Here is a 22742-nt window from a genome sequence, read left to right on the forward strand (position 1 = left end):
CGATCTAGCCCTGCTTGCCGGAGGAGCGGTTGCCGAGGAAGCGGACCGGGTCGAGGGGCTCGCGGGTGCCGCCGGCGCTGACGACGACGTGCCGGCCCTTGAGGTCGGGTTCGGTGACGCCCCGCGTGAGCACCCGGCGGCACACTTCGAAGATCTCGACGGGATCGGGCAGCCGGCCCTTGCCGGTGTCGACGCCGGTCAGCCGGCCGACGGCCGGTTCGATCACCACGGCACCGCGGCGGCGCAGTGTCGCCACGTTCTCCTGGGTGGCCGGGTGTTCCCACATCTCCGTGTGCATGGCGGGCGCGAAGACGACGGGACAGCGGGCGGTGAGGAGGGTGTTGGTGAGGAGGTCGTCGGCCAGGCCGTGGGCCGCCTTCGCGAGCATGTCCGTCGTCGCCGGTGCCACGATCACCAGGTCGGCACCCTGGCCGATGCGCACGTGCGGGACCTCGTGGACGTCGTCCCACACCTCGGTCGAGACGGGGTGCCCGGAGAGCGCCGACCAGGTGGCCGCGCCGACGAAGTGCAGGGCGGACGCGGTGGGGACGACGCGGACGTCATGGCCCGACTCCGTCAGTCTGCGCAGCAGTTCGCACGCCTTGTACGCGGCGATGCCACCGCTGACTCCCAGAACGACCTTGGGCTTGTCCACCGTCTCTCCCCGAGCTCGGAAAACGAACGACTCGTACGACTCCATGACACACCACAGGCCCGACAGTCGCTGCCGGGCCTGTGGATAAAGCTGCTGCGTCTCAGGTCGCGGGGCCCTCGACGGCCTCGGAGGTCAGCAGACCCGCGTTGATCTCGCGCAGGGCGATGGAGAGCGGCTTCTCGTGGACGTGCGTGTCGACGAGCGGACCGACGTACTCCAGCAGGCCCTCGCCGAGCTGGGAGTAGTACGCGTTGATCTGACGGGCGCGCTTGGCGGCGTAGATCACGAGGCTGTACTTCGAGTCCGTAGCCTCAAGGAGCTCGTCGATCGGAGGGTTGATGATGCCCTCGGGAGCGGTGATGGAAGAGGACACGCTCTGCCTTCCGAAAGATGGGATGAGATCGGAAAAACGATCACACAACTTCCATCAAGGCTAGCAGCTCGCGCGCTACGTCCTCGACGGAGGTGTTGACCAGGGTCGCGTCGAACTCGGGCTCCGCCGCCAGCTCGACCTTCGCCGCTTCCAGGCGGCGCTCGATCACCTCGGGCGGCTCGGTGCCCCGCCCGGTGAGCCTGCGCACCAGCTCCTCCCAGGAGGGGGGAGCAAGGAACACCGAGTGCGCCTCGGACATGGACTCGCGGACCTGCCGGGCGCCCTGGAGGTCGATCTCCAGCAGCACCGGCACACCGGACTCCAGGTGCTCCAGCACGGCCGTCCGCGGCGTGCCGTAGCGATTGCCGGCGAACTCGGCCCACTCCAGCAGCTCGCCGTTGGCGATCAGCTTGTCCATCTCCTCGTCGCTGACGAAGAAGTAGTGGACTCCGTGCTTCTCGCCGGGGCGGGGCCTACGGGTCGTCGCCGACACCGAGAGCCAGACCTCGGGGTGTTCCTTGCGCATATGGGCGACGACCGTGCTCTTACCGACCCCTGAGGGGCCGGAGAGCACGGTCAGCCGCGGACGTTCACTCATGCAGCGATTATTCCAGCAATCCCGGGGTGCCCGGGACTCACGAGCCGGTGCTGCCGAACTCACGCTCCAGGGAGGCGATCTGGTTGGAACCAAGGCCACGGACACGGCGGCTCTCGGAGATGCCGAGTCGCTCCATGATCTGCTTGGCGCGGACCTTGCCCACGCCGGGCAGGGACTCAAGCAGGGCGGAGACCTTCATCTTGCCGATGACGTCGTTCTCCTGGCCCTGCTTGATCACGTCATGCAGGGAGGCGCCGGAGTGCTTGAGTCGATTCTTGACCTCGGCCCGCTCCCGGCGAGCCGCGGCGGCCTTTTCGAGCGCGGCTGCGCGCTGTTCAGGGGTAAGGGGCGGAAGAGCCACGCCTACGTCACCTCGGATGTCGAACTGTCGGATACGGACCGGTGAGGAACCTAGTCGCCCCACACCTGGGGAGCTACGAGCAACACGCTTGCCCGTTGACTCTGCTCGGAGACTAGCGGCCAGGGGCGCCAGAGTCAGCGAGAACAGAGGAAAAGTCCTGGTCAGCCTGCGCCAGGCCGGACATTTCCGACATAATGCCCCGGATTTGAGGATGTATTCAGACTCAAGTCGCTCCGGAGCCACCCGTCGAGCCACTCATCGGAGGACTCGGTCGACCCGTTCGAACACCTCAGACGGTCGCAAAGGCGACGCGGATCTCCTCCGCGAAGCGATCCGAGGCCGCTTGAAGGGCTCCCACATCGGGACCGTGACGTAGAACACCTCGGCTCACGTTCGGGACGACATTGCGCAGCACCGTCCCGAAAACCCCGGGAAGGTCGGCCGGAGTGGCTCCCTGGGCCCCGATGCCGGGCGCGAGGATCGGACCGTTGACCGCGAGGTCGTACGACGAAAGGTCGCCCAGGGTGGCGCCGACGACGGCCCCGAAGGAACCCAAGGGCTCCTCCCCCGCGTTCTCGGCGGCCAGGTGGGCCAGCATGGTCGCTCCGACGTTCCGGCCGTCCGCGCGGACCGCGTGCTGCACCTCGCCGCCCTCCGGGTTGGAGGTCAGCGCGAGCACGAAGAGGCCCGCGCCACTCTCCCGGGCCAGTTCGATCGCCGGGGCGAGCGAGCCGTAGCCGAGATAGGGCGACACGGTCAGCGCGTCGGAGAACAGCGGGGAGTCCTTCCGGAGGAAGGACTCGGCGTACGCGGCCATGGTCGAGCCGATGTCGCCGCGCTTGGCGTCCATGACGACCAGCGCGCCGGCCGCCCGCGCCTCCTCGACGGACTTCTCCAGGACGGCGATCCCGCGCGAGCCGAAGCGTTCGAAGAAGGCGCTCTGCGGCTTGAGGACGGCCACCCGGTCGGCCAGGGCCTCGACGACCGTGCGGCTGAACCGCTCCAGGCCGGCGACGTCGTCGTTCAGGCCCCACTCGGTGAGCAGCGAGGCGTGCGGGTCGATGCCGACGCAGAGTGGACCGCGTTCGTCCATGGCCGTGCGGAGGCGTGCGCCGAAGGGTTCGAGAGGGCTCATACCGGCTTCCTTACGTCGGCGCCGACCGCGTCGGCGAGGGTTGCGTACGGGCTCGTGCGCAGGCGTGCGGCGAGGCCCTTGTGGATGGCACGGCCCCAGAAGGGCCCTTCGTAGATGAAGGCGCTGTAGCCCTGCACGAGCGTGGCACCGGCGAGGATCCGCTGCCAGGCGTCCTCGGCGTTCTCGACGCCACCGACGCCCACCAGGGTGATGTCGTCGCCCACGCGCGCGTAGAGGCGGCGCAGTACCTCCAGGGAACGAGCCTTCAGCGGGGCCCCGGACAGTCCGCCGGTCTCCTTGACGAGCTCGGGTTCGGATGTCAGACCGAGGCCCTCGCGCGCGATGGTGGTGTTCGTGGCGATGATGCCGTCCAGGCCGAGTTCGACGGCGAGGTCGGCGACCGCGTCCACGTCCTCGTCGGCCAGGTCCGGGGCGATCTTCACCAGGAGCGGGACGCGCCGGTCGGTCACCGCGCGGTCGGCGGCCTCGCGCACCGCGGTGAGCAGCGGGCGCAGCGCCTCGGTCGCCTGGAGGTTGCGCAGCCCGGGCGTGTTGGGCGACGACACGTTGACGACAAGATAGTCGGCGTGCCGGGCGAGTCGCTCGGTCGACTTCACGTAGTCGCCGACGGCCTCCTCCTCGGGTACGACCTTGGTCTTGCCGATGTTGACGCCCACGACGGTCCGGAAGACCGCCTCACGAGCCTCCAGGCGGGCCGCCACGGCCGCGGAGCCCTCGTTGTTGAAGCCCATGCGGTTGATCAGCGCCCGGTCCGGCACAAGGCGGAACAGCCGCTTCTTGGGATTGCCGGGCTGCGGCTCCCCGGTGACCGTGCCGATCTCGACGTGGTCGAAGCCGAGCATCGACATCCCGTCGATCGCGACCGCGTTCTTGTCGAAGCCGGCGGCGAGCCCGAACGGGCCGTGCATCCGCAGCCCGAAGGCCTCCGTCCGCAGCTCCTCGAACCGGGGCGCGAGGGCGGCGGCGACGAACGTGCGCAGTACGGGGATGCGGACGGCCAGCCGGATCCAGCGGAAGGCGAGGTGGTGGGCCTGCTCCGGGTCCATCCGTTTGAAGACGAGGTTGAAGAAGATCTTGTACATGGTGTCCTCATGAAGAGGGGGACACCGTTTCCGGTGTCCCCCTTTTCGGCTGCTAGTCGCGGGCCGCGGTCAGGTGTTGTGCGTGTTCCTGGAGTGAACGCACGCCCACGTCACCGTGGTTGAGGGCGTCGATGCCCTGGACGGCGGCGGCGAGCGCCTGGACCGTCGTCAGGCACGGGACCGAGCGGGCCACGGCCGCCGTACGGATCTCGTAGCCGTCGAGGCGGCCCCCGGTGCCGTACGGGGTGTTGACGATGAGGTCGACCTCGCCGTCGTGGATGAGCTGGACGATGGTCTTCTCGCCGTTCGGGCCGACGCCCTCGGACTGCTTGCGGACGACCGTCGCGTTCAGGCCGTTGCGCCTGAGGACCTCGGCGGTGCCGGATGTGGCGAGCAACTCGAAGCCGTGGGCGACCAGTTCGCGTGCCGGGAAGATCATCGAGCGCTTGTCGCGGTTGGCGACCGAGATGAACGCGCGGCCCTTGGTGGGCAGCGGGCCGTAGGCGCCCGCCTGGGACTTGGCGTACGCCGTGCCGAAGACGGAGTCGATGCCCATGACCTCGCCGGTGGAGCGCATCTCCGGGCCGAGGACCGTGTCGACGCCACGCCCGTGGATGTCGCGGAACCTCGACCATGGCATGACGGCCTCCTTGACGGAGATCGGCGCGTCGAGCGGCAGCGTGCCGCCGTCGCCGTTGGCCGGCAGTAGACCCTCGGCCCGCAGCTCGGCGACCGTCGCGCCCAGGGAGATACGGGCGGCGGCCTTCGCGAGCGGCACCGCGGTCGCCTTGGAGGTGAAGGGGACCGTACGGGACGCGCGCGGGTTGGCCTCCAGGACGTAGAGGATGTCCCCGGCCATCGCGAACTGGATGTTGATCAGTCCGCGCACGCCAACACCCTTGGCGATGGCCTCGGTTGAAGCCCTCAGGCGCTTGATGTCGAAACCGCCCAGGGTGATCGGCGGCAGGGCGCACGCCGAGTCGCCGGAGTGGATGCCGGCCTCCTCGATGTGCTCCATGACACCGCCGAGGTAGAGCTCGTGGCCGTCGTAGAGCGCGTCGACGTCGATCTCGATCGCGTCGTCCAGGAAGCGGTCGACCAGGACCGGCCGCGAGGGGCTGATCTCGGTCGACTCGGCGATGTACGACTCCAGGCGGGTCTCGTCGTAGACGATCTCCATGCCGCGTCCGCCGAGGACGTACGACGGGCGGACGAGGACCGGGTAGCCGATCTCGTCGGCGATCGCCTTGGCGCCCACGAAGGTGGTCGCGGTGCCGTGCTTCGGCGCCGGGAGGCCCGCCTCGGCGAGGACCTGGCCGAAGGCGCCGCGGTCCTCGGCGGCATGGATCGCCTCGGGGGGCGTGCCGACGACCGGGACGCCGTTGTCCTTGAGGGACTGGGCGAGGCCCAGCGGGGTCTGGCCGCCCAGCTGCACGATCACACCGGCGATCGGACCGGCCAGGGACTCCGCGTGGACGATCTCCAGCACGTCTTCGAGCGTCAGAGGCTCGAAGTACAGGCGGTCGGAGGTGTCGTAGTCCGTGGAGACGGTCTCGGGGTTGCAGTTGACCATCACGGTCTCGTAGCCCGCGTCGCTGAGCGCGAAGGAGGCGTGGACGCAGGAGTAGTCGAACTCGATGCCCTGGCCGATGCGGTTGGGGCCCGACCCCAGGATGATGACCGCGGGCTTCTCGCGCGGGGCGACCTCGTTCTCCTCGTCGTAGGACGAGTAGAAGTACGGGGTCTGCGCGGCGAACTCGGCGGCGCAGGTGTCGACCGTCTTGTAGACCGGGCGGATACCGAGCGCGTGCCGCACCTCGCGGACGACGTCCTCGCGCAGGCCTCGGATCTCGCCGATCTGCTGGTCGGAGAAGCCGTGCCGCTTGGCCTCGGCGAGCAGCTCCGGGTCCAGCTTGTCGGCGGCGGCCAGCTCGTCCGCGATCTCCTTGATGAGGAAGAGCTGGTCGACGAACCAGGGGTCGATCTTCGTGTACTCGAAGACCTCCTCCTGGGTGGCGCCCGCGCGGATGGCCTGCATGACGGTGTTGATCCGGCCGTCGGTGGGCCGTACGGCCTCCTCCAGGAGCTGGACCTTGTCGCCGGGCTCGCCCACGAACGTGAACTGGCTGCCCTTCTTCTCCAGGGAGCGCAGCGCCTTCTGGAAGGCCTCGGTGAAGTTGCGGCCGATCGCCATGGCCTCGCCGACCGACTTCATGGTGGTCGTCAGGGTCGAGTCGGCGCTCGGGAACTTCTCGAAGGCGAAACGCGGGGCCTTCACGACCACGTAGTCGAGGGTCGGCTCGAAGGAGGCCGGGGTCTCGCGCGTGATGTCGTTCGGGATCTCGTCGAGCGTGTAGCCGACGGCCAGCTTCGCGGCGATCTTGGCGATCGGGAAGCCGGTCGCCTTGGAGGCGAGGGCCGAGGAGCGGGACACGCGCGGGTTCATCTCGATGACGATCACGCGGCCGTCGACCGGGTCGATCGCGAACTGGATGTTGCAGCCACCGGTGTCGACGCCGACCTCGCGGATGATCGCGATGCCGATGTCCCGCAGGTTCTGGTACTCGCGGTCGGTCAGCGTCATCGCCGGGGCGACGGTGATCGAGTCGCCGGTGTGCACGCCCATGGGGTCGAAGTTCTCGATGGAGCAGACGACCACGACGTTGTCGTTCTTGTCGCGCATCAGCTCCAGCTCGTACTCCTTCCAGCCGAGGATGGACTCCTCCAGGAGGACCTCGGTGGTCGGCGAGAGGGTCAGGCCCTGGCCTGCGATGCGGCGCAGCTCCTCCTCGTCGTGCGCGAAGCCGGAGCCCGCGCCGCCCATCGTGAAGGAGGGGCGGACGACCACCGGGTAGCCGCCGAGCGTCTCGACACCTCCGATGACGTCGTCCATGGAGTGGCAGATCACCGAGCGCGCGGACTCGCCGTGCCCGATCTTCTGGCGGACGGCCTCGACGACGCCCTTGAACAGGTCGCGGTCCTCGCCCTTGTTGATGGCCTCGACATTGGCGCCGATCAGCTCGACGCCGTACTTCTCCAGGGTGCCTGCCTCGTGCAGCGAGATCGCGGTGTTGAGCGCCGTCTGACCACCAAGGGTGGGCAGCAGGGCGTCCGGGCGCTCCTTGGCGATGATCTTCTCGACGAAGTCCGGGGTGATCGGCTCGACGTAGGTGGCGTCGGCGATCTCCGGGTCGGTCATGATCGTCGCCGGGTTGGAGTTGACCAGGATGACGCGGATGCCCTCGGCGCGCAGGATGCGGCAGGCCTGGGTGCCGGAGTAGTCGAACTCGGCGGCCTGGCCGATGACGATCGGGCCGGAGCCGATGACCAGGACGGACTGGATATCGGTGCGCTTAGGCACGCTGGCCCTCCATCAAAGATGTGAAGCGGTCGAACAGGTAGGCGGCGTCATGCGGGCCGGCCGCCGCCTCGGGGTGGTACTGGACGCTGAACGCCGGCCGGTCGAGCAGCCGCAGCCCCTCGACGACCTGGTCGTTCAGGCAGACGTGCGAGACCTCGGCGCGGCCGTAGGGCGTCTCGGAGACCTTGTCGAGAGGCGCGTCGACGGCGAAGCCGTGGTTGTGCGCGGTGACCTCGACCTTGCCCGTCGTGCGGTCCTGCACGGGCTGGTTGATGCCCCGGTGGCCGTACTTCAGTTTGTACGTGCCGAAGCCGAGCGCGCGGCCGAGGATCTGGTTGCCGAAGCAGATGCCGAAGAGCGGCGTACCGCGCTCCAGGACCGCCTGCATCACGGCGACCGGGTGGTCGGCGGTGGCCGGGTCGCCCGGTCCGTTGGAGAAGAACACGCCGTCGGGCTGGACGGCGTATACGTCCTCGACGGTCGCGGTGGCCGGGAGCACGTGCACCTCGATGCCGCGCTCGGCCATGCGGTGCGGGGTCATGCCCTTGATGCCGAGGTCGACGGCGGCGACGGTGTACTTCTTCTCACCGATCGCGGGGACGACGTACGCCTCCTTGGTGGCGACCTCGGCGGAGAGGTCGGCGCCCTTCATCTCGGGAGCCTGGCGCACCTCGGCGAGCATGGTGCCGTCGTCGGGCAGCGCGTTGCCGGAGAAGATGCCGACGCGCATGGCGCCGCGCTCGCGCAGATGGCGGGTCAACGCGCGCGTGTCGATGCCGGAGATCCCGACGACACCCTGGTTGCGCAGTTCCTCGTCCAGCGAGCGGCGGGAGCGCCAGTTGGACGGCACGCGCGCGGGGTCGCGCACCACGTAACCGGCGACCCAGATGCGGGCCGACTCCGGGTCCTCGTCGTTCACCCCGGTGTTGCCGATGTGCGGGGCGGTCATCACGACGACCTGGCGGTGGTACGACGGGTCGGTCAGGGTCTCCTGGTAGCCGGTCATGCCGGTGGAGAACACGGCCTCGCCGAAGGTCACCCCCACGGACCCGTAGGCACGGCCGCGGAAGATCCGGCCGTCCTCCAGGACGAGTACGGCGGGAACCTTGGCGGCTCCCCTGGTGGAGGTGGTCATCGTGCGCCTTCCGTGTCGGTCGTTTCGAGACTCTTGTTGATCATGCTGTTCAGGGTGTCGACCCACTCCGTGTGCTCGGCCGCGTGGTCGGACCGGAACCCGGAGTCGATCAGCCGGTCGCCGTGCGCCCACGTCACGACCAGCAGACCGCCCTCGCTGAGCACCTTTCCGGCGATGCCCTTGCCGAGCAGGGCCTCGCGCAGCGCCTCGGCCGGGATGAAGAAGTCGGTGGCTCCGGGGCGTACGACATCCAGTCCCGCGTCCGTCAGCGTGAGCTCGACCCGGCTGCGGGTGCCCAGGCCGTGCGCCACGATGCGGTCGAGCCACTGCCCGGCGGTGGTGGAGCCGTGGTAGCGACCGCTCATCGTCAGTCTCGCCGGACCGAGGTCGGACGGCGCGTCGGGCAGCTCGGGCAGGTCGCCCTGGAGCGTGCCGCGCCACTTCCAGCCCTCGCGCATCAGCCAGTAGACGAGCGCGATGAACAGGGCGAGGCCGACGAGCCAGCCGATACGGGCCGCCCAGTCGGTCACCGGGGCGGACTTCTCCCCGGCCGCGAGGTGGGTCAGTTGCAGTGGTGTCACGTGAGCTTCCCGTCGACGAGCGTGGCCTTGCCCCGGAGCCAGGTGTGCGTCACACGGCCCGGCAGCTCACGCCCCTCGTACGGGGTGTTGCGACTGCGCGAAGCGAAGCCCGCGGGGTCCACCGACCCACGGTATTCCGTGTCGACGAGCGTGAGGTTGGCGGGCTCACCAGCCGAGACGGGACGGCCGTGGCCCACCGCCCGCCCGATCTCGGCGGGCTTGACGGACATGCGCTCGGCGACCCCGGTCCAGGTGAGGAGCCCGGTGTCCACCATGGTCTCCTGCACCACTGACAACGCGGTCTCCAGGCCGACCATCCCCATGGCGGCGGCGGCCCACTCGCAGTCCTTGTCCTCGTGCGGGTGCGGGGCGTGGTCGGTGGCGACGATGTCGATCGTGCCGTCGGCGAGCGCCTCGCGCAGGGCCAGCACATCGCGCTCGGTGCGCAGCGGCGGGTTGACCTTGAAGACGGGGTTGTAGGAGCGCACCAGCTCATCCGTGAGGAGGAGGTGGTGCGGGGTGACCTCGGCGGTCACGTCGATGCCCCGGGACTTGGCCCAGCGGACGATCTCGACGGATCCGGCGGTCGACAGGTGGCAGATGTGGACGCGGGAACCGACGTGCTCGGCGAGCAGGACATCCCGGGCGATGATCGATTCTTCGGCCACCGCCGGCCAGCCCCCGAGCCCCAGTTCGGCGGAGACGACGCCCTCGTTCATCTGGGCGCCCTCGGTCAGCCGGGGCTCCTGGGCGTGCTGGGCGACGACTCCGCCGAAGGCCTTCACGTACTCCAGCGCGCGGCGCATGATCACCGCGTCGTCGACGCACTTGCCGTCGTCGGAGAAGACGGTGACCCCGGCGGCCGACTCGTGCATGGCGCCCAGCTCGGCGAGCTTCTTGCCCTCCAGGCCGACCGTGACGGCGCCGATGGGCTGCACATCGCAGTAGCCGTGCTCCTGGCCGAGCCGGTAGACCTGCTCGACGACACCGGCGGTGTCGGCGACGGGGAAGGTGTTGGCCATGGCGAACACGGCCGTGTAACCGCCACTCGCGGCGGCCCGCGTACCGGTCAGGACGGTCTCGGAGTCCTCGCGGCCGGGCTCGCGCAGGTGGGTGTGCAGGTCGACGAGCCCGGGGAGGAGGACCTTCCCGTTGGCCTCGACGACTTCGGCGCCCTCGGCGCTGAGGCCAACGCCCACCGCCGCAATCTGCGAACCGTCGATCAGCACGTCCTGCGGCTCGCCGCCGAGGATCTTCGCACCACGGATCAGGATCTTGCTCATGTGACTTACTTCTCCTCGATGCGGGCGTGGCTGACGGCGGGTTCGTTGCCGCCCAGAAGCAGATAGAGCACGGCCATCCGGATGGACACTCCGTTTGCGACCTGCTCGACGACGGTGCAGCGGTCCGAGTCGGCGACCTCGGCGGTGATCTCCATGCCCCGGACCATCGGGCCGGGGTGCATCACGATGGCGTGCTCAGGCATCTTCGCCATGCGGTCGCCGTCGAGGCCGTAGCGCCGCGAGTACTCGCGCTCGGTCGGGAAGAACGCCGCGTTCATGCGCTCGCGCTGGACGCGCAGCAGCATCACCGCGTCGGACTTGGAGAGCGTGCTGTCGAGGTCGTACGAGACCTCGCAGGGCCACGCCTCGACGCCGACCGGCACCAGTGTGGGCGGGGCGACGAGGGTGACCTCGGCGCCCAGGGTGTGCAGCAGGTCGACGTTCGAGCGGGCGACGCGGCTGTGCAGGATGTCGCCGACGAGTGTGATCCGCTTGCCGGCCAGGTCCTGACCGAGCCCGGCGTCCCGGCCGACCAGCCGCCGGCGCATGGTGAACGCGTCCAACAGGGCCTGCGTCGGGTGCTGGTGGGTGCCGTCACCGGCGTTGATGACGGCCGCGTCGATCCACCCGGAGGTGGCGAGCCGGTACGGCGCCCCGGAGGCACCGTGCCGGATGACGACCGCGTCGACGCCCATGGCCTCCAGGGTCTGTGCGGTGTCCTTCAAGGACTCGCCCTTGGAGACGCTCGACCCCTTGGCGGTGAAGTTGATGACGTCGGCGGAGAGGCGCTTCTCGGCGGCTTCGAAGGAGATGCGCGTGCGCGTTGAGTCCTCGAAGAAGAGGTTGACGACGGTACGGCCGCGCAGGGTCGGCAGTTTCTTGATCGGCCGGTCGGCGACCCGGGCCATCTCCTCGGCGGTGTCGAGGATCAGGACGGCGTCGTCGCGGGAGAGGTCGGCGGCCGAGATGAGATGACGCTGCATCTGTCAGGCTCCGTAAGGCAGTTCAGGTTTGGGGAGAATCCGGACGTGCGGGGGCGCGGCGTGCCGCAGGGGCACGGCGTCCGTCCGCTACGGGGTCTGCTTGGCGCCGAGCAGCACGGTGTCGCGACCGTCCTCCTCGGCGAGCTGGACCTTGACCGTCTCCCGCAGCGACGTGGGGAGGTTCTTGCCGACGTAGTCGGCGCGGATGGGCAGTTCGCGGTGGCCTCTGTCGACCAGGACCGCGAGCTGCACCGCGCGGGGGCGCCCGATGTCGTTCAGGGCGTCCAGGGCGGCGCGGATGGTGCGGCCGGAGAAGAGCACGTCGTCGACGAGGACGACGAGACGGCCGTCGATGCCGTCACCGGGGATGTCGGTGCGGGCCAGCGCACGCGGCGGGTGCATGCGCAGGTCGTCGCGGTACATCGTGATGTCGAGGGAGCCGACCGGGATCTTGCGGTCGGTGATCTCTTCGAGCTTGACGGCCAGCCGCTGGGCGAGGAAGACGCCCCGGGTCGGAATGCCAAGGAGCACCACGTCGTCGGCGCCCTTGGCGCGCTCGACGATTTCGTGGGCGATGCGGGTCAGGACCCGCGCGATGTCGGGGGCTTCGAGAACCGGCCGGGCATCGGACTCGTACTGCTGAGTGTCCATAAGAAACGGACCTCCTTCTCCGCCTCACGGGACGGACCTTAAAGGACGTCGGATTTGCGCCATCCACGGTAGCAGGCCGGGGCGACACCCCTGATCACCCCTATGGAGTAATCGGCCACCGCCGGCACGGAAGAGCCGGTGCGGACCATTCGGCTTGACGCAGCAGCGTAACGCTGCGTAACCTCACAGTGAGTTACCAGCCGCGCGGCGCGGAAACACTGCTGCCGCGTCGACACAGTGTCCGGGAGCTATATGTCCAGCGAATACGCCAAACAGCTCGGGGCCAAGCTCCGGGCCATCCGCACCCAGCAGGGCCTTTCCCTCCACGGTGTCGAGGAGAAGTCACAGGGACGCTGGAAGGCGGTCGTGGTCGGGTCGTACGAGCGCGGCGACCGTGCCGTCACCGTGCAGCGCCTTGCCGAGCTGGCTGACTTCTACGGGGTTCCGGTGCAGGAGCTGCTGCCGGGCACCACGCCGGGCGGGGCCGCCGAGCCGCCGCCGAAGCTGGTCCTGGACCTGGAGCGGCTGGCCCATGTGCCGGCCGAGAAGGCCGGTCCGCTGCAGCGGTACGCGGCGACGATCCAGTCCCAGCGCGGCGACTACAACGGCAAGGTGCTCTCGATCCGCCAGGACGACCTGCGCACACTCGCCGTCATCTACGACCAGTCCCCCTCGGTCCTCACCGAGCAGCTGATCAGCTGGGGCGTGCTGGACGCGGACGCGCGTCGCGCGGTCTCCCACGAGGAGAACTGAGCCGCTCCCCGTCTCAGCAGAAACGTGCCGCCGGGGTGGCCGGAACTTCACGGTTCCGGCCACCCCGGCGGCTTTCTGCGGCCCTCAGGGGTCGCGGACGCACCGATACGCCAGGGGGCCCGCAGCAGTCACGCTGCGGGCCCCCTGGCGATGCCGTACCTCTTACGCCTCGTCCCGGCGCAGTGAGGGCTTCAGGTCCTTGAAGCGGCCGAGCAGGCCGTTGACGAACGAGGGCGACTCGTCCGTGGAGAACTCCTTGGCCAGCTGCACCATCTCGTCGAGGACGACGGCGTCCGGGGTCTCGTCGGCCCAGATCAGCTCGTAGGCGCCGAGGCGCAGGATGTTGCGGTCCACCACGGGCATGCGGTCCAGCGTCCAGCCGACCGAGTACTGCGCGATGAGCTCGTCGATGCGGCGCGCGTGCTGCGCGTACCCCTCGACCAGCTCCATCGTGTACTCGCTGACCGGCGGCTGCCGGGTGTCGTCCCGGGAGAGCCGGATCCAGTCCGCGAGGACCGTGGTGACGCCGACTCCGCGCTGGTCGCCCTCGAAGAGGATCTGGAAGGCGCGCTTGCGGGCCGTATTGCGGGCAGCCACGGTTAGCTGTTCACCCGGCCGAGGTAGTCGCTCGTGCGGGTATCGACCTTGATCTTCTCACCGGTGGTGATGAAGAGAGGCACGTTGATCTGGTGGCCGGTCTCCAGGGTGGCGGGCTTGGTGCCACCGGTGGAGCGGTCGCCCTGGACGCCGGGCTCGGTCTCCTGGATGACCAGCTCGACGGCGGCCGGCAGCTCGACGAAGAGCACCTCGCCCTCGTGCTGGGCGACCGAGGCGGTGAAGCCCTCGATCAGGAAGTTGGCGGCGTCGCCGACGGCCTTGCGGTCGACCATGAGCTGGTCGTAGGTCTCCATGTCCATGAAGACGAAGTACTCGCCGTCCATGTACGAGAACTGCATGTCGCGCTTGTCGACAGTGGCCGTCTCGACCTTGACGCCGGCGTTGAACGTCTTGTCGACGACCTTGCCGGAGAGCACGTTCTTGAGCTTGGTGCGCACGAAGGCAGGGCCCTTGCCGGGCTTGACGTGCTGGAACTCGACGACGGACCAGAGCTGGCCCCCGTCGAGCTTGAGCACCAGGCCGTTCTTGAGGTCGTTCGTGGAAGCCACGGTTGCGGAATCTCCTGGACTGACGTGGACGACCACGGGGCACGCACACAGCTCCAAAAGCTAGAGCGCGAGCAGTTCCTTGGTCGTGATGGTGAGTAGCTCGGGTCCGCCGTCCGCCTCAGGGCGTACGACGAGCGTGTCATCGATCCGGACACCGCCCCGGCCCGGGAGGTGAACCCCCGGTTCGACGGTGACCGGCACGCAAGCGTCCAGTTTACCCATGGCCGCGGGGGCCAGCTGCGGCTCCTCGTCGATTTCCAGTCCGACACCGTGGCCGGTGAGGGGTGCGAGGCCCTCCGAGTACCCCGCGGAGTCCAGTACCTGGCGGGCCGCGCGGTCCACATCCCGGTAGGCGGCACCGGGGCTCAGGGACTCACGCGCGGCGCGCTGGGCGGCGAAGACGAGGTCGTACAGCTCGATCTGCCAGTCGGCGGGCGAGGTGCCGATGACGAAGGTACGGCCGATCTCGCAACGGTATCCGCGGTAGGTGGCGCCGAGGCAGACGGAGAGGAAATCTCCTTCCTCGACCCGACGGTCGGTCGGCCGGTGGCCGCGTCGGCCGGAGTGCGGTCCGGTGGCGACGGAGGTCGCGAAGGCGGGGCCGTCCGCGCCGTGGTCGACGAGCCGTCGCTCCAGTTCGAGGGCGAGATGGCGTTCGGTGCGGCCGACGAGGATCGACTCCAGCAGCTCACCGAGGGCCTGGTCGGCGATCTCGGCGGCGATTCTCAGACAGGAGATCTCCTCCTCGTCCTTGATGACCCGCAGCTGCTCCACCGCGCCGCCGATGTCGGTGAGGCGGAGCGCGGGGGCGACCGAGCGGAGGGCTCGGTGGCGGGTCACGGTGAGGTGGTGTTCTTCTACGGCCATGGATTCGGCGCCGTGTGCTCCCGCGAGGTCGGCGGCGGCCACGGCGGGGTCGCCGCCGGGTCCGGGGAGGGTGTGGATGCGCAACGTCTCGTCGGGACGGCCTTCGCCTCCGGCGGGGCGCTCGTCGAGTGGGCCGGTGCAGACCAGCATGTCTTCTCGCCTGCCCAGCAGCAGGACGGTGCCCTGCGGAACGGGGCCCGACAGGTAGCGCACGTTGGCTGGATCGGTGACCAGCGCGGATTGGCTGCCGCCGGCTTGGGCTCGGTCCCTGAGCCTTGCTCGGCGGGCTGCGTAGACCTCTGACATGAGATGAGCGTAGGAGCGGTGGCTGGATTGTGCCGGTTGGGAGAGTGCCGTTCGGGGGACGGGGTGGGCTTTGGGTTGTTCGCCGAGTGCGGGTCGGTGGGGGTTGAGCGCGCAGTTCCCCGCGCCCCTAAAGGCACTAAAGACACACAGTCCCGTTCGTCACCAGCTCGGGGGGCTTGCTATCGAGCGGGCGAGGACGTCGTTCAGGACCTGGGCCGTCTGCTGTACGTCCATCTGGGAGTTGTCGATGATCGGGAGGCCCGAGCCGTACCAGCCCGCCATACGGCCGTGGATGCGGGCCACTTCCTCGTCGGTGAGGCGGCGGTTGCCGGAGCGTTCGGCGTTGCGCTCCAGGACGATTTCCAGGCCGGGGAGGAGGACCACCGGGAGGAGGCCGGGGCCCACGTGGCGCTTCCAGCCGCCGAGGCCGACCACCGGGCGGTCGGGGAAGACCGCGTCGTCGAGGATGCAGGAGATGCCGTTGGCGAGGAAGTTGCGGGCGGCGAAGCCGCAGGTGCGGCGGGCCAGGCGGTACTGCGCCTCGGAGTGGTCGTTCCAGCCCGACTGGGGGTCGGCGAAGCCGGAGCGGACCCATTCGCGGACGTCGTCGAGGCTGATGTGGGCGGTGGGGACCCGGCGGTGGTCCGCCCAGTACTTGGCGACGCTCGTCTTGCCCGCGCCGGCGGGGCCGATGAGCAGCACCGCGAGGGTGGTGGAGGTCGGGTCGGGGGCGGCCTGCGTGGGGGGCGTACTCGGCATGGCCACGGGGCCGCCGGGCGGCAGTTGGACATGGCCGGTCGTGTCCGGTGCGTGGCGCGGGACCGTGTACGGCATCGGCGGGGCCGGTGGCGGCGGGGGCACCGGGCCCGGATGGTGCGGGCCCGAGTGTTGTCCCGTCGGCATCCAACCGGCGGCCGGTCCCTGCCCCGGCTGGTGGGGCGGCGGCAGCGGAGACCCCACTGCGTGCTGCATCCGGTGCCACTCCGTCTCGTCTTTTCTGGCTCGTTCACCTCCGGGGCGCGCCCCTCCGGCTCACTCGCGGCAGGCAATTGGCGCTGGCAGCGGGCCCGAACCTCCCGCTCCCTACCGAACGGTACCTTCCCCGGCCGCCATTTGGTGAACGGCCGGGGAGGGGCCGAAGTGCCCATCCCTGCAAGGCAAATCGGATGGAACGGACCCGGCGGGACCTACTCGCCCACTTCGCCGTAGGCGGCGAGGAGGACGGCCGGGTCGGGGCCCTCCAGGACGGTGGGTTTGGCGAGGCCGTCGAGGACGATGAAGCGGAGCAGGTCGCCACGGGACTTCTTGTCGACCTTCATGGTCTCCAGGAGCTTGGGCCACTGGTCGTAGCGGTAGCTGAGCGGGAGACCGACGGATTCGAGGATCGTGCGGTGGCGGTCCGCCGTGGCGTCGTCCAACCGGCCCGCGAGACGGCCCAGTTCGGCCGCGAAGTGCATGCCTACCGCCACCGCGGCGCCGTGCCGCCACTTGTAGCGCTCGTTCTTCTCGATGGCGTGCGCGAGGGTGTGGCCGTAGTTGAGGATCTCGCGCAGGCCCGACTCCTTGAGGTCGGCGGAGACGACCTCGGCCTTGACCTTGATGGAGCGTTCGATGAGCTCGGCGGTGTGCGGTCCGGCCGGGGTGCGCGCGGACTGTGGGTCGGACTCGATGAGTTCGAGGATCACCGGGTCGGCGATGAAGCCGGCCTTGATGATCTCGGCGAGCCCGGAGACGTAGTCGTTGACCGGGAGGGAGTCCAGCGCGGCGAGGTCGCAGAGCACGCCGGCCGGCGGGTGGAAGGAGCCGACCAGGTTCTTGCCCTCGGCGGTGTTGATGCCGGTCTTGCCGCCGACCGCCGCGTCCACCATGGCGAGCACGGTGGTCGGGATGGCGATCCAGCGGACCCCGCGCAGCCAGGTCGCGGCGACGAAGCCGGCCAGGTCGGTGGTGGAGCCGCCGCCGACGCCGACGATGACGTCGGAGCGGGTGAACCCGGACTGGCCGAGCGCCTTCCAGCAGTAGGCGGCGACCTCGGCGGTCTTGGCCTCCTCCGCGTTGGGCACCTGGATGGCGACGGCGTCGAAGCCCTGCCCTGCCAGGTCGGCGCGGAGCGTGTCACCGGTCTCGGCGAGCGCCTCGGGGTGGATGATGGCGACCCGCTTGGCCCTGTCGCCGACCAACCCGCCCAGCTCGTCCAGGAGTTGACGGCCCACCAGGACCTCGTACGGGTCGCTGCCCGCCGTGCCGCCGACCTGGATCCGCGTCACTGACTCGCTCATGCTTCCTTCAACTCCAGTGCGTCCAGGACGGCTTGGGTGACCTCTTCGGGGGTGCGGCCGTCGGTGGGTACGACGGCCTGCGCGACCTCGGCGTACAAGTGGCGCCTGGCTTCCATCAGTTCGCGCCACTGCTTGCGCGGGTTGATGGTGAGCAGCGGGCGGGCCGCGTTGAGGCCGGTGCGCTTGACCGCTTCGTCCACGTCCATGGAGAGGTAGACGACGCGGTGTGCGGCGAGCAGCGCGCGCGTGTCCTCGTCGAGGATCGAGCCGCCGCCGAGCGCCAGGACGCCGTCGTGCCCGGCGAGTGCCTGGTGCACGGCGCGCTTCTCGATGGCGCGGAAGACCGGTTCGCCCTCGTCGACGAAGATCTCGGCGATGCTGCGGCCCTCGGCGGCGACGATGTCGTCGTCGGTGTCCCGGTAACCGACACCGAGCCGCTCGGCCAGCTGCTGTCCGACCGTCGACTTGCCGACGCCCATGGGACCGACGAGGACGACCAGTGGTGCTGCGCTCACCGGATGGCCAGGTTCTCAAGGTACGACCGCACGTTGCGGCGGGTCTCGGGCACCGAGTCGCCGCCGAACTTCTCCGCCACCGCGTCCGCGAGGACGAGGGCGACCATCGCCTCGGCGACGATCCCGGCGGCCGGGACCGCGGAGACGTCGGAGCGCTGGTGGTGGGCCTGGGTGGCCTCGCCGGTGACCACGTCGACGGTCTGCAGGGCGCGCGGCACGGTCGCGATCGGCTTCATCGCGGCGCGCACCCGCAGCAGCTCGCCCGTGGTCAGGCCGCCCTCGGTGCCGCCGGAGCGGCCGGAGACGCGCCGGATGCCCTCGTCGGTGTTGACGATCTCGTCGTGCGCCTTGGAGCCGGGCACGCGCGCCAGGTCGAAGCCGTCGCCGATCTCGACGCCCTTGATGGCCTGGATGCCCATGAGGGCACCGGCCAGCCGAGCGTCCAGCTTGCGGTCCCAGTGCACATGCGAGCCGAGGCCGACGGGAACGCCGTAGGCCAGGATCTCGACCACACCGCCCAGGGTGTCGCCGTCCTTGTGGGCCTGGTCGATCTCGGCGACCATCGCCTTCGACGCGTCCGCGTCCAGGCAGCGCACGGGGTCGGCGTCCAGCTTCTCGACGTCCGCCGGGGTGGGGTACACGCCCTTCGGGGCCCTGGCGGAGGCCAGCTCGACGACGTGCGAGACGATCTCGATGCCGGCCGTCTCCTTGATGTACGACCGGGCCACCGCACCCAGCGCGACCCGCGCCGCGGTTTCCCGCGCGGAGGCGCGCTCCAGGATCGGGCGGGCCTCGTCGAAGCCGTACTTCTGCATGCCCGCCAGGTCGGCGTGGCCGGGGCGCGGGCGGGTCAGCGGGGCGTTGCGGGCCAGTCCGGCGAGGATCTCCGGGTCGACCGGGTCGGCCGCCATGACCTGCTCCCACTTGGGCCACTCGGTGTTGCCGACCATGATGGCGACCGGGGAACCGAGGGTGAGGCCGTGGCGGACGCCGCCGAGGAAGGTGACCTCGTCGCGCTCGAACTTCATGCGCGCACCGCGTCCATAGCCGAGTCGGCGCCGGGCCAGGTGGTCCGCCACCATCTCCGTGGTGATCGGGACGCCGGCGGGAAGGCCCTCCAGCGTCGCCACGAGTGCGGGACCGTGGGACTCCCCCGCGGTCAGCCAGCGCAACCTGCTCAACGGTGCTCCTCATGCTCGCGCCCTGGTACTGCCCTGCGTACACGTGTCCTCGCGTACGACGTCGGCGTGACCGGGTGCGCGGCCCTGGCCCGCCGTCCCCGATCCTCCCACGTTCGGCACACGGACCTGGCCGACGGTCCAGAGAACGGACGCCGCACGGCCGAGGCCGGCGAACAGCGCCCCTTACGGAGCCCGCGTCAGCGGTCGGCCAGGGCCTTCTCGCCCGCTCTGCGCATCGCGTCGACGGGGGCCGGCCGGTGGCCGGTCATCTGTTCCACCTGGAGCACGGCTTGGTGGACCAGTAGGTCGAGGCCGCTGACGACCGCGCCGCCGTAGCCGGACCAGCGGGCCGCGAGGTCGGTGGGCCAGGGGTCGTAGAGGACGTCGAAGAGGGTGGCGGGGCGTTCCGGTAGGGCGGAGGAGAGGGCGTCCGTGGTGCCGGCCGGGGTGGTCGCGAAGACCAGGGGGGCGCGCAGGCCTTGTGCCGCGTCGGCCCAGTCCGCCGTACGGAGCTCCACGTCGAGCCGCTCGCCCCATTGGCGCATCTCGGCGGCGCGGGCCTCGCTGCGGACGTAGGCGACGACCTCGCCGGTGCAGATCCGGGAGAGGGCGGCGAGGGCGGAGGAAGCCGTGGCGCCGGCGCCGAGGATCGCGGCCGAGTCGACCTGTTCGATGCCGTGTTCGCGCAGTGCGGCGACCATGCCGGGGATGTCGGTGTTGTCGCCGACACGCCGGCCGTCCTCGGTGAACACGACCGTGTTGACCGTGTCCACCGACGCCGCCGTCTCGCTGATCTCGTCGAGCAGCGGTATGACGGCGCGCTTCAGCGGCATCGTCAGTGACAGCCCCGCCCACTCCGGACCGAGGTTCTCGAAGAATCCCGGCAGACCGGCCTCGTCGACGTCGAAGCGGTCGTAGGACCAGTCGTCGAGCCCCAGCTCCCGGTAGGCCGCGCGATGCAGCACCGGGGAGAGGGAGTGTGCGATGGGTGAACCGAGCACGGCGGCCCGGCGGGCGTCAGTTGCCCTTGTTGGCATTGAACTTTTCCTTGAGTGCCTGGAATTCGGCGTACGTCTTGGCGAATTCGGTCTTGTTCTGGCCGTCGGTCGCCACGAAGTAGATCCAGCCGTCGCGGGTCGGATTCAGTGCCGCTGCCAGAGCCTCGTCACCGGGGTTGTCGATGGGACCGGGCGGCAGGCCCTTCTGGGTGTAGGTGTTGTACGGGTCCTTGTTGCTGTTGATCTCGGACTCGCTGATATTGATGTTGCTCTGACCCTTCAGGTAATTGAAGGTCGAGTCGAATTGCAGCAGCTGGTTGGTCTCGGTGTTCGTGGACTTGAGGCGGTTGTAGACCACTTCGGCCATCTTGCGGAAGTCCTCGTGCGTCTTGCCTTCGGCCTGGACGAGGCTCGCGACCGTGATGACCTGCAGCGGGCTGTCCAGATTGAGCGCCTTGGCCTTCGCCTCAAGGTCGAGCGCGTCGTATTTCTCGGTGGCCTGGGCGACCATCTGTTTGAGGACCGTTTCGGGTTTCATGCCCTTTGCGGCGCCATAGGTGCCCGGGAAGAGGAAGCCCTCCAGCGGGTCCTTGATTTCCTTGTTGTCGTTCGCCCAGCTCGGCAGTCCGAGGCTCTTGTACTCCTTTTTGGCAACGGCCTTGGTGGTGCCGTCGGGAATCTGGAGTTTCTTGTCGATATCCTCGTAGACCTTCACGTTCCGCCTGCCCGGGGCGACGATCAGGTTGTCCAGGCTCTTGGGGTCGAGCATCAGCTTGACAGCGGCTGCGGCGGACATTTCCTTCTTCAGCAGAAAAACGCCCGCCTGGATCTTCTTCCCGTCCGGATTCTGCGACTGGGCGGCGACGAACGCGTCCACGCTCTTGACGACGCCCGCCTCCTTCAGCTTCTGCCCGATGTCCGATCCGAAAGCACCCTTGGGGATGGTGACGGTCACCGAACCGGTGCCGTCGCCCGCGTAGTCGGGTGCCGAGCCGAAACGGTTCTGGTAGAAGTGCCAGCCGAAATAGCCGACGCCGGCGAGACCTCCGCCGAACACCAGGACGACGACCAGGCAGGCGCAGCCGTTGCGGCGCTTCTTCTCCTTGCCGCCTTTGCCCTTGCCCTTGCCGCCCTTGCCGCGTCGGCGGCCGTCCTCCGGCTCGTCGTCGGCCTCGTCATCGTCGTCGCCACCGCCCGCGAAGAACGCGTGTTCGCCTTCGTCGGGTCCCGGGTCCCAGTCGACCTGCTCCGGTTCGGGTTCCGTGCGGCGCTTGCCGGGCGGCTCCGGCGGCGGGTACGCGTCGGGCGTGCCGTAGAAATCGGGCTGCTGTTCGCCGTACGCGGCGGCCTGCTGCCCGTACGGGTCACCGGGGTCGGCGGCGTACGGGACCTGATTGTGCGGGTGGGTGCCGTCCCAGCCGCCCTGCTGGTACTGCTGTTGCTGACCGGCGTACTGCTGATGGCTCTGATCGGCGTACTGCTGCTGGTCCGCGTACTGCTGGTGCTGATCGGGGTACTGCGGGTGGCCCTGTTCGTCGTAGACCTGGTACTGCTGCTGCGCCTGACCGTAGTCGGCCTGCTGGCCGTGACCCCAGTCGCCGTACTGCTGCGGCTGCTGCGGCTGTTCCGGATAGTGCTGCTGCTGGCCGTCGTAGGAGGACTGCTGGCCCACGTGGGCCTGCTGGCCTTCCCATCCGATGTCCCCGAACAACGGGTCCTCCGGATGCCACGGTTCGGAGCCTGGGCCCCGGCCATACTCAGTCATCGATCCCCTAGAGCCGCGAGGCGGCGGTCGCGGCGCTTGGGGCTCCGGCTCCCGTCCCGCCTCTTGCTGTGCCATGGCTGTTCGAACACCATCGCATCGCGCGGAACGTTACCGTATCGCGATCAGATGACCACTTCGACGCCCTCGCCGGGTGGTTTACCTGACACCCGTTCGGATTCCAGCGCCTGCTGGAGGATGATCACCGCGGCTGCCTGGTCGATGACCGAGCGGCCCTTCTTGGACGTGACGCCCGAGGCGCGCAGTCCCTGACTGGCCGTCACCGTGGTCATCCGTTCGTCCAACAGTCTGACCGGTACCGGGGCGATGCCCCTGGCCAGCTCCTGGGCGAAGGCCCGGACCTTCACGGCGGCCGGTCCCTCGCCGCCCTTGAGGGAGCGGGGGAGGCCGACGACGACTTCGACCGGTTCGTACTCCTCGACGAGTTGCCCCAGCCGGCGGTGCGCCGCCGGGATGTCGCGACCGGGGACCGTCTCGACGGGAGTGGCGAGGATCCCGTCGGGGTCGCACGAGGCGACCCCGATGCGGGCGTCCCCGACGTCGAGCGCGAGCCGACGTCCTCTTCTCATACTCTCGACCGCTTCTTACTTCGCCGTGTCGGCGACGAGGCGCTCGACGGCGTCGACGGCCTCGCCGACGGCGGCCGGGTTCTGGCCGCCGCCCTGGGCCACGTCC

Annotated in this window: 22 protein-coding genes and 1 pseudogene; 1 reads left to right on the forward strand and 22 read right to left on the reverse strand. The window is 69.5% G+C overall.

Features of this window, described 5'->3' with window-relative positions; genetic code table 11:
- Positions 1-7: 7 nt before the first annotated feature.
- From coaBC to pyrR, 12 genes and pseudogenes are all read right to left on the reverse strand, one after another.
- Positions 8-700, reverse strand: a pseudogene (coaBC, locus tag R6V09_RS16905) (bifunctional phosphopantothenoylcysteine decarboxylase/phosphopantothenate--cysteine ligase CoaBC); the annotation flags it as partial.
- Positions 701-755: 55 nt separating this feature from the next.
- The gene (rpoZ, locus tag R6V09_RS16910; protein WP_019059732.1) at positions 756-1028 is read right to left on the reverse strand and encodes a DNA-directed RNA polymerase subunit omega; all 273 of its coding nucleotides are present in this window, start codon (positions 1026-1028) and stop codon (positions 756-758) included.
- A gap of 40 nt (positions 1029-1068) precedes the next feature.
- Positions 1069-1626 (reverse strand): guanylate kinase, encoded by a 558-nt coding sequence (gene gmk, locus R6V09_RS16915; RefSeq protein WP_317882239.1) that lies wholly within the window; start codon positions 1624-1626, stop codon positions 1069-1071.
- Between the two features lie 37 nt (positions 1627-1663).
- The gene (locus R6V09_RS16920) at positions 1664-1987 is read right to left on the reverse strand and encodes an integration host factor (RefSeq protein ID WP_019059734.1); all 324 of its coding nucleotides are present in this window, start codon (positions 1985-1987) and stop codon (positions 1664-1666) included.
- A gap of 289 nt (positions 1988-2276) precedes the next feature.
- Positions 2277-3122, reverse strand: a complete 846-nt coding sequence (pyrF, locus tag R6V09_RS16925; protein ID WP_317882240.1) for an orotidine-5'-phosphate decarboxylase — start codon at positions 3120-3122, stop codon at positions 2277-2279.
- A complete protein-coding gene (locus tag R6V09_RS16930) occupies positions 3119-4225 on the reverse strand; it encodes a quinone-dependent dihydroorotate dehydrogenase (RefSeq protein WP_317882241.1) in 1107 nt (368 codons plus the stop codon). Before R6V09_RS16930 ends, pyrF begins: the two co-directional genes overlap by 4 nt.
- Positions 4226-4277: 52 nt before the next feature.
- Positions 4278-7586, reverse strand: coding sequence for a carbamoyl-phosphate synthase large subunit (gene carB / locus R6V09_RS16935; RefSeq protein WP_317882242.1), 3309 nt, complete (start codon positions 7584-7586; stop codon positions 4278-4280).
- On the reverse strand, positions 7579-8721 hold the full coding sequence (gene carA, locus R6V09_RS16940; RefSeq protein WP_317882243.1) for a glutamine-hydrolyzing carbamoyl-phosphate synthase small subunit: 1143 nt from the start codon (positions 8719-8721) through the stop codon (positions 7579-7581). The genes carB and carA overlap by 8 nt, the downstream gene beginning before the upstream one ends.
- On the reverse strand, positions 8718-9302 hold the full coding sequence (locus tag R6V09_RS16945; RefSeq protein ID WP_317882244.1) for a PH-like domain-containing protein: 585 nt from the start codon (positions 9300-9302) through the stop codon (positions 8718-8720). Before R6V09_RS16945 ends, carA begins: the two co-directional genes overlap by 4 nt.
- Positions 9299-10585: a dihydroorotase gene (locus tag R6V09_RS16950; protein WP_317882245.1), complete on the reverse strand. Its 1287-nt coding sequence runs from the start codon at positions 10583-10585 to the stop codon at positions 9299-9301. The genes R6V09_RS16945 and R6V09_RS16950 overlap by 4 nt, the downstream gene beginning before the upstream one ends.
- A 5-nt stretch (positions 10586-10590) precedes the next feature.
- Positions 10591-11568, reverse strand: a complete 978-nt coding sequence (locus R6V09_RS16955; RefSeq protein ID WP_200685905.1) for an aspartate carbamoyltransferase catalytic subunit — start codon at positions 11566-11568, stop codon at positions 10591-10593.
- A gap of 87 nt (positions 11569-11655) precedes the next feature.
- On the reverse strand, positions 11656-12219 hold the full coding sequence (gene pyrR, locus R6V09_RS16960; RefSeq protein WP_019066396.1) for a bifunctional pyr operon transcriptional regulator/uracil phosphoribosyltransferase PyrR: 564 nt from the start codon (positions 12217-12219) through the stop codon (positions 11656-11658).
- A 252-nt stretch (positions 12220-12471) separates the two neighbouring features.
- On the opposite strand from pyrR, the gene bldD reads away from it, so the two are divergent.
- Complete coding sequence (bldD, locus tag R6V09_RS16965; protein ID WP_019059743.1) at positions 12472-12972, forward strand: transcriptional regulator BldD; 501 nt, start codon at positions 12472-12474, stop codon at positions 12970-12972.
- 162 nt (positions 12973-13134) lie between these two features.
- On the opposite strand, the gene nusB is transcribed toward bldD, so the two are convergent.
- The 10 genes from nusB to ruvX all read right to left on the reverse strand — a co-directional run bounded on the left by nusB (position 13135) and on the right by ruvX (position 22636).
- Positions 13135-13569 carry a transcription antitermination factor NusB gene (gene nusB, locus R6V09_RS16970; RefSeq protein ID WP_043683949.1) on the reverse strand — a complete coding sequence of 145 codons (435 nt, stop codon included), beginning with the start codon at positions 13567-13569 and terminating at the stop codon, positions 13135-13137.
- A gap of 2 nt (positions 13570-13571) precedes the next feature.
- Positions 13572-14138 carry an elongation factor P gene (gene efp, locus R6V09_RS16975; RefSeq protein ID WP_317882246.1) on the reverse strand — a complete coding sequence of 189 codons (567 nt, stop codon included), beginning with the start codon at positions 14136-14138 and terminating at the stop codon, positions 13572-13574.
- A gap of 60 nt (positions 14139-14198) precedes the next feature.
- Positions 14199-15311: an aminopeptidase P family protein gene (locus R6V09_RS16980; RefSeq protein WP_317882247.1), complete on the reverse strand. Its 1113-nt coding sequence runs from the start codon at positions 15309-15311 to the stop codon at positions 14199-14201.
- A 159-nt stretch (positions 15312-15470) separates the two neighbouring features.
- A complete protein-coding gene (locus R6V09_RS16985; RefSeq protein ID WP_317882248.1) occupies positions 15471-16283 on the reverse strand; it encodes a Pro-rich N-terminal domain-containing protein in 813 nt (270 codons plus the stop codon).
- A gap of 215 nt (positions 16284-16498) precedes the next feature.
- A complete protein-coding gene (gene aroB, locus R6V09_RS16990) occupies positions 16499-17590 on the reverse strand; it encodes a 3-dehydroquinate synthase (protein WP_317882249.1) in 1092 nt (363 codons plus the stop codon).
- Positions 17587-18069 (reverse strand): shikimate kinase, encoded by a 483-nt coding sequence (locus R6V09_RS16995; protein WP_317882254.1) that lies wholly within the window; start codon positions 18067-18069, stop codon positions 17587-17589. Before R6V09_RS16995 ends, aroB begins: the two co-directional genes overlap by 4 nt.
- A 32-nt stretch (positions 18070-18101) precedes the next feature.
- Positions 18102-19286, reverse strand: a complete 1185-nt coding sequence (gene aroC / locus R6V09_RS17000) for a chorismate synthase (RefSeq protein ID WP_317882250.1) — start codon at positions 19284-19286, stop codon at positions 18102-18104.
- A gap of 197 nt (positions 19287-19483) precedes the next feature.
- On the reverse strand, positions 19484-20323 hold the full coding sequence (locus R6V09_RS17005; protein ID WP_317882251.1) for a shikimate dehydrogenase: 840 nt from the start codon (positions 20321-20323) through the stop codon (positions 19484-19486).
- Positions 20304-22049: an endolytic transglycosylase MltG gene (mltG, locus tag R6V09_RS17010; RefSeq protein WP_317882252.1), complete on the reverse strand. Its 1746-nt coding sequence runs from the start codon at positions 22047-22049 to the stop codon at positions 20304-20306. The genes R6V09_RS17005 and mltG overlap by 20 nt, the downstream gene beginning before the upstream one ends.
- 122 nt (positions 22050-22171) lie before the next feature.
- Positions 22172-22636: a Holliday junction resolvase RuvX gene (ruvX, locus tag R6V09_RS17015; protein WP_317882253.1), complete on the reverse strand. Its 465-nt coding sequence runs from the start codon at positions 22634-22636 to the stop codon at positions 22172-22174.
- Between the last annotated feature and the right edge of the window lie 106 nt (positions 22637-22742).

This window comes from Streptomyces sp. W16, assembly GCF_033194735.1.
Taxonomy (GTDB): Bacteria; Actinomycetota; Actinomycetes; order Streptomycetales; family Streptomycetaceae; genus Streptomyces.